14 protein-coding genes and 1 tRNA gene are annotated in these 16,230 nt (G+C 33.0%); 1 reads left to right on the forward strand and 14 read right to left on the reverse strand.

Features of this window, described 5'->3' with window-relative positions:
- Window positions 1-243: 243 nt before the first annotated feature.
- On the reverse strand, window positions 244-1,335 hold the full coding sequence (locus tag bsdtb5_RS13955; protein WP_271712590.1) for a DUF4349 domain-containing protein: 1,092 nt from the start codon (window positions 1,333-1,335) through the stop codon (window positions 244-246).
- A gap of 382 nt (window positions 1,336-1,717) precedes the next feature.
- Between bsdtb5_RS13955 and bsdtb5_RS13960 the strand changes: the two genes are divergently transcribed.
- Entirely contained in the window at window positions 1,718-1,927 is a 210-nt protein-coding gene (locus bsdtb5_RS13960; protein ID WP_271712591.1) for a hypothetical protein, read from the forward strand.
- A gap of 83 nt (window positions 1,928-2,010) precedes the next feature.
- Here the strand turns inward: bsdtb5_RS13960 and bsdtb5_RS13965 are convergent, their stop codons facing one another.
- The 13 genes from bsdtb5_RS13965 to pyrH all read right to left on the reverse strand — a co-directional run bounded on the left by bsdtb5_RS13965 (window position 2,011) and on the right by pyrH (window position 16,123).
- Window positions 2,011-2,517 carry a cysteine hydrolase family protein gene (locus tag bsdtb5_RS13965; RefSeq protein ID WP_271712592.1) on the reverse strand — a complete coding sequence of 169 codons (507 nt, stop codon included), beginning with the start codon at window positions 2,515-2,517 and terminating at the stop codon, window positions 2,011-2,013.
- A 245-nt stretch (window positions 2,518-2,762) separates the two neighbouring features.
- Entirely contained in the window at window positions 2,763-3,410 is a 648-nt protein-coding gene (locus bsdtb5_RS13970; RefSeq protein WP_271712593.1) for a GPP34 family phosphoprotein, read from the reverse strand.
- Between the two features lie 218 nt (window positions 3,411-3,628).
- A complete protein-coding gene (locus tag bsdtb5_RS13975) occupies window positions 3,629-3,940 on the reverse strand; it encodes a DUF3784 domain-containing protein (protein WP_271712594.1) in 312 nt (103 codons plus the stop codon).
- Window positions 3,941-4,028: 88 nt separating this feature from the next.
- Window positions 4,029-4,100: transfer RNA gene (locus bsdtb5_RS13980), tRNA-Glu, on the reverse strand.
- Window positions 4,101-4,384: 284 nt separating this feature from the next.
- Entirely contained in the window at window positions 4,385-4,657 is a 273-nt protein-coding gene (locus bsdtb5_RS13985; protein WP_271712595.1) for a late competence development ComFB family protein, read from the reverse strand.
- A gap of 306 nt (window positions 4,658-4,963) precedes the next feature.
- Window positions 4,964-9,424 (reverse strand): PolC-type DNA polymerase III, encoded by a 4,461-nt coding sequence (locus tag bsdtb5_RS13990; protein WP_271712596.1) that lies wholly within the window; start codon window positions 9,422-9,424, stop codon window positions 4,964-4,966.
- A gap of 50 nt (window positions 9,425-9,474) precedes the next feature.
- Window positions 9,475-10,530 carry a flavodoxin-dependent (E)-4-hydroxy-3-methylbut-2-enyl-diphosphate synthase gene (ispG, locus tag bsdtb5_RS13995; protein ID WP_271716112.1) on the reverse strand — a complete coding sequence of 352 codons (1,056 nt, stop codon included), beginning with the start codon at window positions 10,528-10,530 and terminating at the stop codon, window positions 9,475-9,477.
- Between the two features lie 247 nt (window positions 10,531-10,777).
- On the reverse strand, window positions 10,778-11,818 hold the full coding sequence (rseP, locus tag bsdtb5_RS14000; protein ID WP_271712597.1) for an RIP metalloprotease RseP: 1,041 nt from the start codon (window positions 11,816-11,818) through the stop codon (window positions 10,778-10,780).
- A 53-nt stretch (window positions 11,819-11,871) separates the two neighbouring features.
- A complete protein-coding gene (locus tag bsdtb5_RS14005; protein ID WP_271712598.1) occupies window positions 11,872-13,014 on the reverse strand; it encodes a 1-deoxy-D-xylulose-5-phosphate reductoisomerase in 1,143 nt (380 codons plus the stop codon).
- 126 nt (window positions 13,015-13,140) lie between these two features.
- The gene (locus tag bsdtb5_RS14010; RefSeq protein WP_271712599.1) at window positions 13,141-13,950 is read right to left on the reverse strand and encodes a phosphatidate cytidylyltransferase; all 810 of its coding nucleotides are present in this window, start codon (window positions 13,948-13,950) and stop codon (window positions 13,141-13,143) included.
- 10 nt (window positions 13,951-13,960) lie between these two features.
- Entirely contained in the window at window positions 13,961-14,659 is a 699-nt protein-coding gene (locus bsdtb5_RS14015) for an isoprenyl transferase (RefSeq protein WP_271716113.1), read from the reverse strand.
- 184 nt (window positions 14,660-14,843) lie between these two features.
- Window positions 14,844-15,398: a ribosome recycling factor gene (frr, locus tag bsdtb5_RS14020; protein ID WP_271712600.1), complete on the reverse strand. Its 555-nt coding sequence runs from the start codon at window positions 15,396-15,398 to the stop codon at window positions 14,844-14,846.
- 20 nt (window positions 15,399-15,418) lie between these two features.
- On the reverse strand, window positions 15,419-16,123 hold the full coding sequence (gene pyrH, locus bsdtb5_RS14025) for a UMP kinase (RefSeq protein WP_271716114.1): 705 nt from the start codon (window positions 16,121-16,123) through the stop codon (window positions 15,419-15,421).
- Window positions 16,124-16,230: the final 107 nt, after the last annotated feature.

A 16,230-nucleotide genomic window follows, 5' to 3' on the forward strand; every position in this document is an offset into this window, starting at 1 on the left:
AATTTTTATACTAAACCATTTATGCAAAATTTAGTGGAACCAGTTTATAACACATATAAGGAGTGGACTTTCGCCCACTCCTTACATTACAATTATCACGCTGTTATCTATAGTAGTATAACACTATAGTGTTATTGTTGCAAGTCTTTTTTGTTATTTTTTAACTACACGTATCGTTATTCTTTTAATAGAAGCCCACAATGACTAATTTCTATTTTAAACAATTTAACATTTTCTGTAGTATTACTCATTTAAACTGTTATTATTGTTACCATTATTGTTGTTATCATTTTTGTTATTATTCTTTCCGTCTTTATTTTCTTTTTTTAACTTCATTTTCTTTTTACATATAACTAAAATAACTATAGCAATTGTTAATAAAGCCACAATATAAGGCAGATTAATTACAAACCATACAAAAAAGTCCTGAGCTTTATCCCTACATTTTTCAATATTCTTATCATATCCTTCATGAATTCTTTCCGATACTGACTTTTTCTGCGCAGATACTTCAGTTATTTTCTTTACCTCTGTAATCGTCAAGTTAACTGTGCTATACTCTACAAGATTATTGTAGGTACGAATCTGTGATTCATTCGCCTCAATTTCATAACGAATCTCAGATAACTTCGTTTCCAACGTAATGATATCTTCTAATTTTTCAGCCTTTTTAACAAGTTCCAGTAACCTTTCCTCTTCAATCTTAAGCGATTTATTATGACTTTCAACATCAACATAGTCTAATGTTACATCTTCTGTCTTCTCTTCTTTATTTACTACATTACCATCTTTGCTAACCTCATTAACAAACTCATCCATATGATCCTTTGGAATCCTTACTACCATCGTACTATATCTTTGATCTTCTTCGCTAAAATACTTATTGCCACTTAAGGTTGAATCCTCCACGTAGCCCTTGTATTTTTTGATATCTTGATCTAGCTTTTGAATCAGAAGATCGTAGTCTAAAGTTTCTAAATCAAGAGATACTATTTTTATCAGTTTACGATTGGTACTATCATCCACTTGGTTGGCAGTGGATACAATAGATGTACCATTTGTTATTGCTTTTTCTTCACTTTGTACCGAACCGTCAGTTGCCTTATCCGTTGTGCTTGTATCAGATTCGACATTTACATCATTAGTAGTATTTAATTCATCTCCAATACTGCTGCTAGATAAGTCTCCTGAATTATCTTTCAAATTATCATAAGAAGAATCCACCATCGGTGTTGTTGAGTCCTCCTTATAATCACTTTTCCTACTGCACCCTACATTAATTAAACTCCCAATAATGACGATGCACAAGAAGATCTTTACTAATTTTCTTCTCATTGCTATTCCTCCTCCATGAAAATTATTATATCGTTTCTATCCTTCAATATACTTTCCGTCTTTCCTCTATGATGTTACATATATAATGTGTCGTTTTTATTTTCTTACATATAACACTATGGAGGATGAGTATAGGTTGCATCATCATTTCAAATATTTTACAAAGATTCTATAATCTTTCTTACAATTCTTTCTGTGATAAAAATTTATGTCAGGAAGGCTATTCGTATGCAACAAAATAGATTTTGATTATCATAAGGTTTACTTCCATAATTTTATCAGTTTAAATGCTTTCTTTTCACAAATACTAGTATCAAATAGTTTCTTTATAGATTTAAAATTGAGATTATTTCATTTTAATTTGTGATAAGGAGAAAGAACTATGGATCCTCTAATGCCAATCAACCCGATGTTTCCTAACTTTTCAATATATCCAGCAGCTACTCCAAAACTTATTGGAACGGATAATGAAAAGGAAGAATTTCTCGCTTCTCTAGATTCTGATAAAAGAGATTATGTATTAAAACATACTAGCTTAGACTGTTCGGTTAAGGACCTAGAAGAATGCATGAAAGATTTAAAAGGAGAATAACCCTCTTGGGCATTCTCCTTTTTTCTAAATTTATTCATAGTAATTACGAAAGTCATATAGTTTACTATAGTGTAATTTACCTTTTAAATAACATCAATATGGCACATCTTCATGGCTTCTAAAGCATTTTTATGAGAATCTTTCGTAACTCCAGCACAGCACGTAGAATCAACAATGAATTCCTTCTCTGGAAAATTTGCTTTTAATAATAGCGCATTTGAAATAACGCATATATCTGTGCATAACCCAACCAATTCAATTGTATCATAATTACTCACTAATTCAGGCAAGTCAATACTACCAAATGTACCCTTTTCAACAACGCTTTCTACATATGGTAATAATTCTTCACGAATCTCCCAGCCATGAGATGGTTTAATGCAGTGTTCAACAGGAAGCTTTTTGCCTTCCATCGTTGTGAGATAATTAGCAGAATGTGTGTCCTTAGTAAAAATAATATCAGTGCCCTCTGCCTTTGCAACTTTTATTTTTTCAACAACTTTAGGAACGATAGAAACCGCTTCTTTTGTTCCTAAAGATCCATCGATAAAATCATTCTGCATATCAATTACTAATAATACTTTGCTCATGTAAGCCTCCTATGTATATGTTCGTTATGTTTATTTTATTATGTTCATACTTTCGATTCGCTATAATTACTTCCTTCACTAATTGAAACTTCATACTTAGTATCCTATTTAGAATGATCATATTGTGAAAGAGTATTTTAGATATATTAGCTTTCGATTTCGTCTATTAATATTATATCATATTTTTCATGCTTTATAACATGTATTGTATTCTACTAGAAATTTGAAACTTGATGATATTTATTTTAATGGACTGTGCATGCAATAAAAATTGCATCTACATAATCTACCATCTGTTTTACTAAGTTATTTGAAGATGTATTCTTAACTTCTTTTAAACGTACTTTTAGTTGCTCTGATTCATCTTTCGAAAAGAATCTTTTTAACTGATGACTCTTATCTAGTAAACTTACAAAAGCTACTGTATCATCTGACATTTCAGCTTTTCCTAAAACCTCATTCTTCACTTGATTAATGACTGCATCAACTTTTTCGTTGACAGGTATGTAAACAGTTTTCTTTCTAAAAATACCTGCTTCTGCTCTACTAACATATCCACTAGCTTCTAAGGATTCTGCTATATCCACCATCAGCCCTTTAATATCTTTATTGGTGAATGAAAAAACATAATCCGATGCAATTTTATTAACCGACATTTCTTTTTTCTTATTTACGTGATCATAAAGGGATTTTAAGTATTTTAACGATGAATCCAACTCACCTATTATTTCTATTTTCTTCTTCTCTTTCATTTTGGCGCATTTACTTAAGATTAATTCAATCACACCTGCAGACACAACACATGTTAGAGCTTCTGTTTGAATTGCAGATATTGCACCCTTCTTCTTTAATGAACACAGTAAGTATTTTTGAGCAATTGATAAATCATTCATTTTCTTTCCTCCTAAATTCTCTAATTCATTCTTTCTGTAAACAAGTATCTTAAACTAGTAATTTATAAAGTCAGATTTCTGTTACCAATCCTATATTGCCACTTTTTCAAGCTTATTTCAAGAAATATTTTACATTTTATTATTTAAAAAAACTCAAAGCTTATATTATTTAATACTTGCTTTGAGTTTGTATGTATCTATTAATTTTTACATGAGTTTTAAAACAAACCACCGTTATATTTAAATTGTGCTATTAACATTATAATAATACCTCCTATAAATCCGATCCCAAATGCATAAAACCCATATTCTGATACGGATACATAATCAATAATTCCAGATAGAAAAATACCAAAGCCCATCAAGCAAGTTCCCTTACCCATTAACGTGGTATAAGGCTTTTTATCTTCTTCTGAAACTTTTGTATGATGATAATCATGTATTAAATTTATTCTTTCTTTGACCCATATAAGCCAACCAATTATGATAATTAGGATACCTAAACTAGACATCATAATTAGTTCAAACATTAATACCATCTCCTATTATTTTTATTGGATTAGAAAAAAGATTAGAAAAAAGAGTCTAGAGATAACCTCTAAACTCTTCCTTAAGTACCAGCCCGTAGGGGAGTCGAACCCCTGTCTTCGCACTGAGAATGCGACATCTTGACCACTTGACCAACGGGCCTCAAGAACAAGACTATTTTACTCCTTTTATTTTAAAAAAGCAAGCTTATTTTTAAAATTTTTCAAATAATTTTATTTTTTAGATTAACTTAGCAAATTATATTAAATTTAATATCATTAGTATCAAATATAGCCTGCCATAAGACTATACAAAAATATGTAATTATATTATGGCAGGTTATTTGATATACGTGCTATACATTTGGCATATTCTATCTTAAAACAACTGGCTATCTTTTATTAAATGACAAGAATCATTGTCTAGTATGATTAAAAAGCTATCAATTAGCCATTATGATGTGGATGTTCATTTACTACAATTGACGCCTTTATCATTAATGTTGTTAAATCAGTATCGAACTGTGTTTGTTCTGCCTCTAAGTGAGCAATAAGTTCCCCTTCACTTGTAATTACATATTTAGGTGGTAAATGATTTAAAGCATATGCTATGATATCTAATTTACATCTTTCGCATTTACAACCAATAAAAGTGTTTTTCATTTGCTCATATTTTTTAATTACTATGTCTTCTGTTACATTTTTTAAAACGATTTGCATTATACTCCTCCTAGCTCCCATGAGCGACTTTTAGTCGCTTTTATATCAGGGGGGTGTGAAATTTTTTCACATTATTCCCATCTGCCGCCATCAAAGACAGATAAATCAGGGATGTGAAGTGTTTTTCATTTCACACTATAATCTCTTCCTTTGTACAATAAAAATTTCCTTTTTATTAACATTAGCCCTTATCATAAAGTTACAATACTTATATCGGTATTTTATTAAAAAAACTATACTATAAATATCCTTTTTCTATAAAGATGATAGTATTTTTACTTAAACGTGTATCCATTCAATACCAAACTACATCTCCAAGAAATCCATAAGGGATATCTGATTCGATGCAGGCAGGTTTCCAAACAGATCCAAATCTGCCATTAAATCTACTACTGTCTGACTGACTTTACATCGTTGTTTAAAGTCATCCCTTGATAAGAATTTGCCATCTTTACAAGCTTCTACAACTGCATCTGCTGCCTTATCTCCAAGTCCGTCAATGGTACTTAATGCTGGCATTAATTTACCATCAATAATCTGAAATCTATGTGCATGTGCTCGGTAAATATCAATTTGCGTAAATTCAAATCCACGTGCATACATTTCTTGAACAATTTTCATATCTTTTAGTGTATCTTGCTCTTTCTTTGTTAACTCATTACTACGCTTTTTATAATCATTCATGTAATATTCAAGACGCTCTTTGCCTAAGCACATGAGTTCATAGTTAAATGCAGATGCACGAATACTAAAGAATGCTGCATAATAAGCAAGTGGATAATACACCTTAAAATAAGCGATACGGAATGCCATCATAACATAGGCTGCCGCATGTGCTTTTGGGAACATGTACTTAATTCGTTTGCAGGACCAGATATACCAATCTGGTACACCTTCTTTAAGCATTGCTTCTTCCATTTCTGGCTTAAGGCCCTTGCCCTTTCTAACACTTTCCATGATGGTAAATGCAAGACCATTCTCTACCCCCTGATTAATCAGATAGGTCATGATATCATCACGTGTACAGATTGCAGTTGATAGTGTACACTTTCCTTCTGCAATCAATGTCTGCGCATTGTTTAGCCATACGTCGGTACCATGAGATAATCCCGAGATACGTACTAGGTCAGAAAAGGTCTTTGGTTTTGTATCACGCAACATCTGCATTACGAAATCTGTACCGAATTCAGGGATACCAAGAGATCCAAGGTCACACCCTCCAATATCCTCAGGTCTAATCTTTAGGGCACTTAAATTATCAAATAGGGATAATACCTTTTCTTCATCCAATCTTACCGTTTTTGAATCTAATCCTGTTAGGTCTTCTAGCATACGAATCATGGTTGGATCGTCGTGGCCTAGAATATCAAGTTTTAGTAGGTTATGATCAATAGAGTGATAATCAAAATGAGTTGTTATTGTCTTTGTTGTCATATCATTTGCAGGATGCTGTACTGGAGTAAACGAGTAAATCTCCTCACCATGAGGTAATACAATAATACCACCTGGATGCTGACCCGAAGTTCTTCTAACTCCAACACACCCGTCAACAATACGTTCTATTTCTGCTCTTCTCTTATGCTGTCCTCGTTCTTCATAGTACTTTAATACATATCCATATGCTGTTTTTTCTGCTAGTGTACCAATGGTACCTGCTCTAAAAGTATGGCCTTTACCAAATATAACTTCGGTATAATCATGGGCATTGCTTTGATACTCACCCGAGAAGTTAAGATCGATATCTGGTTCCTTATCACCTTTGAATCCCAAGAATGTCTCAAACGGGATATCATGTCCATCTTTCTTAAGTGGAGCACCACAAACAGGACAGGCTTTATCTGGCATATCACACCCTGAACTTCCTGCATATTTACGAACTTCCTCTGATTCAAAATCATAATAATGACATTCCGAGCAGTAATAATGTGCAGCAAGCGGATTAACTTCTGTGATACCTGCCATTGTTGCAACGAACGAAGAACCTACCGAACCTCTTGATCCAACTAGATAGCCATCCTCATTTGATTTCCATACTAGCTTTTGCGCTATGATATACATAACGGCGAATCCGTTGCTTATAATTGAATTCAATTCATGTTCCAAACGATCTTTTACTATCACAGGCAACTCAGGTCCATAGATTGAAGTTGCTTTATCATAACAGATTTGTCTTAAAGTCTTATCAGAATCTTCAATAACCGGTGGACATTTATCTGGGCGAACTGGTGATATTCTTTCAATCATATCAGCAATCTTATTGGTATTCGTTATTACAACTTCTTCTGCTTTTTTTGCTCCTAGATAGGAGAATTCTTCTAGCATCTCATCCGTTGTTCTAAGGAATAATGGCGCCTGATCATCTGCATCCTTAAAGCCTTTTCCAGCCATTATGATTCGTCGATAGACTTCATCTTCTGGATCTAGGAAATGCACATCACAAGTTGCAACGACTGGTTTATGAAATTCTTCTCCAAGTTCTATTATCTTACGATTCAGATTCATCAGATCTTCTTTCGAACTTACATCATACTTATCACTTCGAATCATGAAATCATTATTTCCAAGAGGCTGAATCTCAAGATAATCATAGAAGTTCACAAGTCTTGTAACCTCTTCCTGCGACTCTTGCCTTAATAACGCTTGATATAATTCACCTGCTTCACAAGCAGAGCCAATTAATAACCCTTCTCTATTCTCATTAAATACACTCTTAGGAATTCTCGGCCTTCTATTATAATATTCAATATGCGATAATGAGATTAACTTATACAAATTAACCCTTCCAATGTCACTCCTTGCAAGTATAATCGCATGATACGTAGGCAATTTCTTAATAGAGTCACTCGATAATTTACTCATTTCATTCAATTTATCAAGACTTGTAACTCCTTTTTCCTTTAGCATCTCAACGAATTTAAGAAATATCTCTGCTGTAGCTGTTGCATCATCAACTGCTCTATGATGATTCTCTAAAGATATCTTAAGGGCTTTGGCAACTATATTTAATTTATACTTATTAAGATCTGGTAATAGAATTCTTGCTAGAGCTACTGTATCTAAGACAGTAAAATCCGTTGGAATTCCTAATATTTCAGCCTTTTTATTTATAAAACCGATATCAAAGGATGCATTATGTGCTACCATAGCACAGTCTTTGCAGAACTCTATAAATTCTGGCAAGATAACATCAATCATCGGTGAGCCAAGAACCATCTCATCATTAATACCAGTTAATTGCTCAATTTCAAATGGAATCGGAATGTCCGGATTAACAAAGGTTGAATACGTATCCACAATCTTGCCATCTATCACTTTTACCGCGCCAATTTCTATAATTTGATCTTTGATTGGTCCAAATCCTGTGGTTTCAAGATCAAAAACGACATAGGCATCATCAAGATTTTGTCCTTTTCCATTCTGAACGATATCTTTTAGATCGTCTACCAAGTAAGCCTCAACACCATATATTACTTTAAAATCAGTGCCCTCCACCGTATGATTCGCATCTGGGAATGATTGTACAACTCCATGGTCCGTAACTGCCAATGCTTTATGCCCCCATGACATAGCACGTTTGATTAATTTTTTTACATCCACAACGGCATCCATATCGCTCATCATCGTATGTGCATGAAGTTCTACTCTTTTTGAATCATGATTGTCTTTTCTCGTCACTGTAAAGTCCGGGATTGTCTTAATTCCAACAATGGACCCTATTGTAATCTCTCTATCATATCGGTCTAGCAAAGCCATACCCTTCATTTTAATAAAGATTCCTTCTTTTAAGTCCGCTTTTAAGTCCGCAACCTGTTCATTCTTTAAGAATATCTTTGCTGTAATAGTATCCGTAAAATCAGTTACTGCAAATGTTATAATTGTCTTTTCATTTCGAAGTTCTCTATCCTCTAACTTTAAAATCTTACCACGAATTACTACTTCTCCAACCTCATCAATGATGTCTACGATTGGAATTGCTTCTCCTTCGAACCCTTTACCATAGAAGATATCTGGATCATCAATAGCTTTTTTATAAGAATACTTATTCTTCTCAAATGGCTTTTTCTCGTCTTTTTTCTCTTTGTTGTGTTCTGGATTCGCTTCTACTTTTGCTTTTGTAGTTTCTACTTTTTGTGCATGTACTGATTCTTCTGATTCATGTACCTGATTATGAGTATTACTATGTGAACCTACCGTTTCTTCATATGTAGAAGCATGACCGTTCGCATAATGCTCATTGTCTTTTTCTTCGGCATCTTCACTTCGTATAGGCTCATAATATTCAAATTGTACCATAACACCATAACCAAATCGATCATTGAAAATGCTTTCTAACTTCTGTTTCATCTCACTCGATTTATTTCTGGTTAGAAAGCTATCCTCACAACGAAGTATCATTTTTTCTTCTTCAAATCTAACTTCTGATGTTTTTAATATATTATATTCTAGAACACTATTCTCTCGAAGTTCACTTAATATACTATCCTCATAACTTGTGAGTAACTTATTTGGTGTATATTGCGCTGATAACTTATATTTTTCCATTAACTTAATTTCATTTTCAGTCTCAAAAAATAATTGTTTCTTTATTTGATATTCTATCTTCTTAATATTATTTCGACTGATTAAACGGTGACTTAATATGTGAATCTTTAACTGTTTCTTTGATTTGGAAGCAATTATTCGTTCAACAACTACTTCTTTGAATAAGTCTCCCAAATCTTTATTCACTTCTAAATGGTCAAATACTTCAAAAAAAGTTAATGCCATTTTCTTTCACTCCCATTTCTTACGCATGCTATATCTATATAGTACCTTTTTTACTTATTCCAATGAAGTAGTTCATACTTAAGTGCATCTAGTAGCTCTTCTTCCTTCATTTTCTTAATCACTTGCCCTTTTTTGATAATAATTCCTTCTCCGTTGCCTCCTGCAATTCCGATATCCGCTTCTCTCGCTTCTCCTGGGCCATTTACCACGCACCCCATAACAGCCACTTTAAGATCTAACGAGAGATCTTTTACCATTTCTTCTACTTCATTCGCTAGCTTAATTAAATTAATCTGTGTTCTTCCGCATGTTGGACAAGAGATAACTTCGACTCCACCTTTTCTTAGATCTAAGCTCTTTAAAATATGTTTTGCTGCCTTAATCTCTTCGACTGGATCTCCCGTAAGTGAAACTCGAATTGTGTTACCAATCCCCTCGTATAGGATAATTCCAAGACCAACGGAGGACTTAATTGTACCACTATATAGTGTTCCTGATTCAGTAATTCCAACATGTAGAGGATATCTTGTCTTATCCGCAATCAACTCATGCGCTTTTGCAGCCATTAGGATATCAGATGATTTGATACTAATAACCATATTATCATAATCTAAATCCTCAATCATTTTAACTTTTTCTAGAGCACTTTCTACAATACCTTCTGGTGTAACACAACCATACTTTTCTAAGATTGGTTTTTCTAAAGAACCACTGTTTACACCAACTCGAATTGGAATATTCTTTTCTTTTGCGGCATCTACAACTGCCTTCACTTTATTTATATCTCCAATGTTTCCTGGATTAATTCTAATCTTATCAACACCATTCTTAATGGCTTCTAGTGCTAAACGGTAATCAAAATGAATATCTGCAACTAATGGAATCTTGATTTCACGTTTAATAAATTGAATCGCATTTGCTGCCTCCATATTTGGTATTGCACAACGTACAATCTCGCAACCTGCTTCTTCTAGTCTCTTTATTTGCTCTACAGTTGATTTAACATCCTCTGTTTTTGTATTTGTCATTGATTGAATCAAGATTGGGTTATCCCCTCCAATTACTTGATTACCAATATGAATTACCTTTGTATTATTTCTCTTCATATCTAGCATTCACTATCCCTTCTTCTATATTTAAGAGCAATTGTGACTGAATCTGCCACAAATCATCTAAACCGCTTCTATAATAGATGATATAAAAAGCTTTCACAATAGCATTCATGTTAGATTCTTAATTTTCACGAACCTTTTAATTTTGCTTATTGTGAAAGCTCCTTTCTACTGAAACTTAACAATATAAATGTTATTATTACATAACTAAGTTACATATTTTCTTGCTTACTTTCTATATTTACTTCGTAAATAATCGACTGATATCATTATACATGACAAAGACCATTAAAAGCATTAGTGCAATAAATCCAATCATATGAACCATGCCTTCTTTTTCTTTGTCAATTGGCTTTCCTCTTAATACTTCTAAAAACAGAAATACTAATCTACCACCATCTAATGCTGGTATTGGAAGCAAGTTCATAACACCAAGGTTAGCACTAAGTAAAATACATAGATTAGCCAAGCTCATTAACGTAATGAAAATACCATGACTGATACTACTTTGATACGTATCACCAATCATACTAACAACACCAACTGGTCCTGCCATTTCATTCATTCCTACTTTACCAGTAATTAATTTTCCAACACTCTTAACCGTTGTAACAATCCAGTACTTTACTTCTACTGCACTGTATTTAAATACACCAACCGCTGAAGTTTTTTCCCTTACATTTGACGCTGCATATACTCCCATAAGGTACTTACCATTTTTCTGTAATTTTGGTGTTAATGTTACAGTATTAACTTTGCCATCTCTCTGGTAAGTAACTTTAATTGGTGCACCATTTGCATTAAAGTACATATAGCTACTTATCTCTCTTGCTATACTAATCTTCGTATTATCAAGTTTTGTTATTATATCACCTTTTTGCAATCCAGCTTCCATCGCTGGCGAATTCTTTTGGACATCATATAATTTTGGTACATCATAACCGATAGCCCCTACAATAATCATAGCCAATACATATGCTAAGATAAAATTAAAAATTGGTCCCGCTGCTATAACAGAGATTCTCGCCCAAACAGGCTTTTTATTGAATGCCCTCTCATCTTCTACTAATTCATCTTCACCAAGCATCATACAAGATCCACCAAGTGGAAATACTTTTAGTGAATATCTCGTGTCATTCTTTACAAAACTAATTAGTCTTGGTCCCATTCCTAAAGAGAACTCTGTCACTCCAATGCCATTTTTCTTGGCTAATAAAAAGTGACCTAATTCATGAATGATAATAATTAGTGAAAATATTAGTATTGCTATAATTATATTCATGCTAACTCCTATCTGCCGAACGTGGCTTCATTAAGGCAATAAATGATATCCTTCTACCATTTACTTTCTATAATATCATATGTTGTCTTTTCAATATCTAGAATTTTTTCCACGGATGGATTCTCAATCAATTTATGTTCCCTAACACAATATTCTATGATATCCGGAATGTCTAAATATTTAATCTTTCTATTTAAGAACTTCTCAACTGCTCTCTCATTTGCTGCATTATATACCGTTGGCATACTTCCACCAATTTCACCAACCTCATATGCGAGACGAAGTGATGAAAAGGTATCCATATCTGGCTTTTCAAATGTTAAATTAGCTAATTTAAAAAAGTCTAATCTCTCACCTGATAGCATTCTTCTCTCTGGATAATAAAGTGCATACTGGATTGGAAGCCTCATATCTGGTGTTCCTAATTGTGCAATAACTGCACCGTCTAAGAATTCAACCGCTGAATGAATGACACTTTGTGGCTGTATAACCACCTCAATCTTATCAATTGGTGTATGGAATAACCATTTTGCTTCAATTACTTCTAATCCTTTATTGACCATGGTGGATGAATCAATTGTTATCTTTCGCCCCATCGCCCAATTTGGATGCTTAAGTGCATCTTCTACCTGAATATTAACTAGTTCACTTCTCTTTTTTCCTCGAAATGGTCCACCAGATGCTGTTAAGATAATTTTACTTATCTCATTACCCTTTTCTCCATTTAAAGCTTGAAAAATAGCGGAATGTTCACTATCTACTGGTAATAACTGAACGCCATATTCTTCAACTAGAGGCATAATAATATGTCCAGCAGTAACTAAAGTTTCCTTATTAGCTAATGCAATATCCTTACCAGCTTTAATAGCTTCAATTGTTGGTCTTATACCAATCATGCCAACAATCGCAGCAACAACTATATTTATATCAGATACAGTTGAACACTCAATCAGTCCATCCATACCCGATACTATTTTAACATCGATATCTTTTACATTTTCTTTAAGTTCTTTTGCATTCTTTTCGTCCCAAACGCAAGCAATTCTTGGCTTAAATTCTCTGATTTGCTGTTCTAACAAACGAATATTACTTCCTGCTGCTAAGGCAATTACCTTAAGATCGTCATTTGCTCGAACAACCTCGAGAGTTTGAGTACCGATTGAACCAGTTGAACCTAATATCGTAATATTCTTCATCCTAACTCCCATCTGCCATCTAAGGCGACTTTCTTATTAGGTGTGTGAAGTTTTATCACACCAATACCAATTGTTTACCATGACTACTTCAATATCATACATTCAATTTTTATTTCTATGAATTGATTATAGGATGGATGTAGCTAAGAAATAAACAATAGGTGCCGTAATTATAATACTATCAAAACGATCTAGAATTCCTCCATGGCCAGGAATTAAAGTACCATAATCCTTAATGTCATGATTTCTTTTAATTGCAGAAGCTGCTAAATCACCAATTTGTGATACCACACTTGATGCTGCTCCTATAATTGCAAATGCAAGCATTGGATTCTCGTAATGAGTAAGATAACCTTTAAATACCAATGCATAAATAAATCCGATTAGGGCTGCACCTAGCACACCGCCAATACAACCTTCTAATGATTTTTTAGGACTTAATTTTGGTGTAATCTTATGCTTTCCTAATAAGATTCCAGATAGGTAAGCGAATGTATCTGAGCCCCATGCTCCAATAAAGATAAGCCATACAAGAATTGCTCCATCTTCTAGAACCCTTACTTTATATATGTAAGAAAGCATAAGGGATACATAAAAGAATCCAAAAAACGCTAATGTTACTTGTTCTGTATTATATTTAGGAAATGTAAATACATAACTAAATAATAAAAGTAAAAGAAACGCAATAAATAACATCATGATATAATCTTCTTTATCTAATAAAATCATAAAATCATATGCCAAAGAAGCAAGACAAGTTATAATACCTAATATGGTTTTCTTAATATTCCCAACTTGAAAAAGTTCAGTTAATCCTATTAATGAAATGATTGCTACTGTAGCAAATAAGATATTTCCACCCATGATTACTGTAAATAATGTAATAATCATAAGAATAATTGAACTTCTAAGTCTAATTAAAAATGTATTTAACATACTTTACCCCCTATACTGCGCCAAATCTTCGATCTCGATTATTATAGTACTCCACAGCTTTTAATAATTCTTTTTTATCAAAATCCGGCCACAATACGTCAGTAAAATAAAATTCTGTGTAAGCCAATTGCCATAATAAGAAATTAGATAATCTTTGCTCACCACTTGTTCTTATAAGTAAATCAGGTTCTGGTATTCCTTTTGTATCAAGGTAATCCGAGAACATATCTTCATTTATTTGAGAAACATCAAATTTATTTTCTTTATAATCAACGGCAACATTTTTAATAGCACGAATCATTTCATCCCTGCCACCATAATTTAATGCAACTTGAAAATTAAGTCCCGTATTCTTCGTGGATGTTTCTTCCAATTCCTTAATACTTTTTTTCATATCATCATTAAAGATACTGATATCCCCAAGAACACGAACTCGCATATTATTCTTATTACTTGTTTTTATACAATCTTTCAAATAATTCTTTAGAAGCTTCATGATTGCATTAACTTCCTCTTCTGGCCTTGACCAGTTTTCTGTCGAAAATGCATATACAGTTAAATATTCAACTCCCATCTTATCTGCGGCTTCACATATTTTTTCAACTGTCTTGCCTCCTTGTACATGGCCAAAATTACGTGGCATAAATCTTTTTTTTGCCCAACGACCATTTCCATCCATAATAATTGCTATATGATTTGGAATTCTCATTCCATTTTCATTTATTTTGTCTCCCATCTGAGACCTCCTAATACTGTAATAGGACGTACTTTGCCTTATACAAAATACGTCCCTCTTGTTCTCTTTATATATAATAGAATTCCTATTTAAAACAATTCTATTATCATTATTAAAACTTGAATATCAAGTCAATACCTTTTTATAAAGAGTAAGCTTATACGGTAAGAACTTCTTTTGATTTTGCTTCAATAGCTTTGTCGATATCAGCAATATATTTATCTGTAAGTTTTTGAACCTGATCTTCTATACTCTTATATTCATCATCAGAAATTTCATTTGCTTTATTTTGTTTTTTGAATGCATCGTTTGCATCTCTTCGAATGTTACGAATTGCTACTTTGGCATTCTCACCTTTTTTCTTAACATCTTTAACTAAATCTTTTCTTCGGTCTTCAGTTAATTCTGGAAATACAAGTCTAATCACTTTACCATCATTATTTGGAGTTAAACCAATATCAGATTGCATAATTGCTTTTTCAATCTCTTTAATTAAACTGCTTTCCCATGGTTGAATTTGAATAACTCTTGCTTCCGGAACAGATACATTTGCTACTGATTGTAAGTTAGATGGTGTACCATAATAATCAACTTTGATTTTATTAAGTATGCTTGGATTAGCTCTACCTGCTCTGATTGATGATAATTCATCGTTTAAAGTATCTAATGATTTGTTCATTTTTTCTTCAAATTGTCCAATTCTTGAATCCATTATAATCCTCCTAATATATATTACACAGTTACTTTTGTACCTGTAAATTTTCCTTGTAATGTATGAATGATGCTATTTTTTTCATTTAAACTAAAGACAAGCATTGGCATCTTATTCTCTAGACACATAACAGTTGCAGTTAAATCCATAACCGCTAATTTTTTATCTAACACTTCGTCTATTGTAATCTCGTCATATTTCTTAGCATTAGGATTTGTCTTTGGATCACTATCATATACGCCATCGATAGATTTCGCTAACATAATGACATCTGCTTCCATCTCTATTGCCCTTAAAGCAATTGCAGTATCCGTTGAAAAATATGGATTACCTATTCCACCTGCAAAGAATACTATTTTTTTGGCAGCAAAACTTTCATTTGCAAGATCCTTAGAGAATAATTTAGTCATAGAACCACATGCAAATGGTGTTAATATCTCTGTCTGCATTCCAACAAAGCGAAAAATCTCAGACACGTAAATGCAATTCATTACCGTTGCTAACATACCAATTTGGTCTGCCTTTGTACGGTCGATTGTCTCACTTGTTCTTCCTCTCCAGAAGTTACCACCGCCAATTACAATTCCAACTTCAATACCTTCTTCAACTAACGATTTTACTTGATTCGCCACTTCAATACAGGTTGCTTCATCAAATCCAGTCTTCTTTTCGCCTGCAAGCGCTTCTCCACTTAGTTTTAATAAAACTCTCTTATAATTTTGCATCATCTTTACCTCTGGTTATTATTATCTCTATTTTATTATTGAACAATACTATCATTTGCGCTTTATCTATAAGATAATGTGAAACTTATTAGTGACCGTTTCTTTCT

Source organism: Anaeromicropila herbilytica (genome assembly GCF_016591975.1).
GTDB lineage: Bacteria > Bacillota > Clostridia > Lachnospirales > Lachnospiraceae > Anaeromicropila > Anaeromicropila herbilytica.

Coding starts and splice junctions, on each gene's coding strand:
- bsdtb5_RS13965 (WP_271712592.1), bottom strand. CDS start 2,517: ATGAGCAAAGTATTATTAGTAATTGATATGCAGAATGATTTTATCGAT.
- ispG (WP_271716112.1), bottom strand. CDS start 10,530: ATGAAGAGAAATAATACAAAGGTAATTCATATTGGTAATCAAGTAATT.
- bsdtb5_RS14015 (WP_271716113.1), bottom strand. CDS start 14,659: ATGAGAATTCCAAATCATATAGCAATTATTATGGATGGAAATGGTCGT.
- bsdtb5_RS14005 (WP_271712598.1), bottom strand. CDS start 13,014: ATGAAGAATATTACGATATTAGGTTCAACTGGTTCAATCGGTACTCAA.
- bsdtb5_RS14010 (WP_271712599.1), bottom strand. CDS start 13,950: ATGTTAAATACATTTTTAATTAGACTTAGAAGTTCAATTATTCTTATG.
- bsdtb5_RS13975 (WP_271712594.1), bottom strand. CDS start 3,940: ATGTTTGAACTAATTATGATGTCTAGTTTAGGTATCCTAATTATCATA.
- bsdtb5_RS13985 (WP_271712595.1), bottom strand. CDS start 4,657: ATGCAAATCGTTTTAAAAAATGTAACAGAAGACATAGTAATTAAAAAA.
- frr (WP_271712600.1), bottom strand. CDS start 15,398: ATGGATTCAAGAATTGGACAATTTGAAGAAAAAATGAACAAATCATTA.
- bsdtb5_RS13990 (WP_271712596.1), bottom strand. CDS start 9,424: ATGGCATTAACTTTTTTTGAAGTATTTGACCATTTAGAAGTGAATAAA.
- bsdtb5_RS13970 (WP_271712593.1), bottom strand. CDS start 3,410: ATGAATGATTTATCAATTGCTCAAAAATACTTACTGTGTTCATTAAAG.
- bsdtb5_RS13955 (WP_271712590.1), bottom strand. CDS start 1,335: ATGAGAAGAAAATTAGTAAAGATCTTCTTGTGCATCGTCATTATTGGG.
- pyrH (WP_271716114.1), bottom strand. CDS start 16,123: ATGCAAAATTATAAGAGAGTTTTATTAAAACTAAGTGGAGAAGCGCTT.
- bsdtb5_RS13960 (WP_271712591.1), top strand. CDS start 1,718: ATGGATCCTCTAATGCCAATCAACCCGATGTTTCCTAACTTTTCAATA.
- rseP (WP_271712597.1), bottom strand. CDS start 11,818: ATGAATATAATTATAGCAATACTAATATTTTCACTAATTATTATCATT.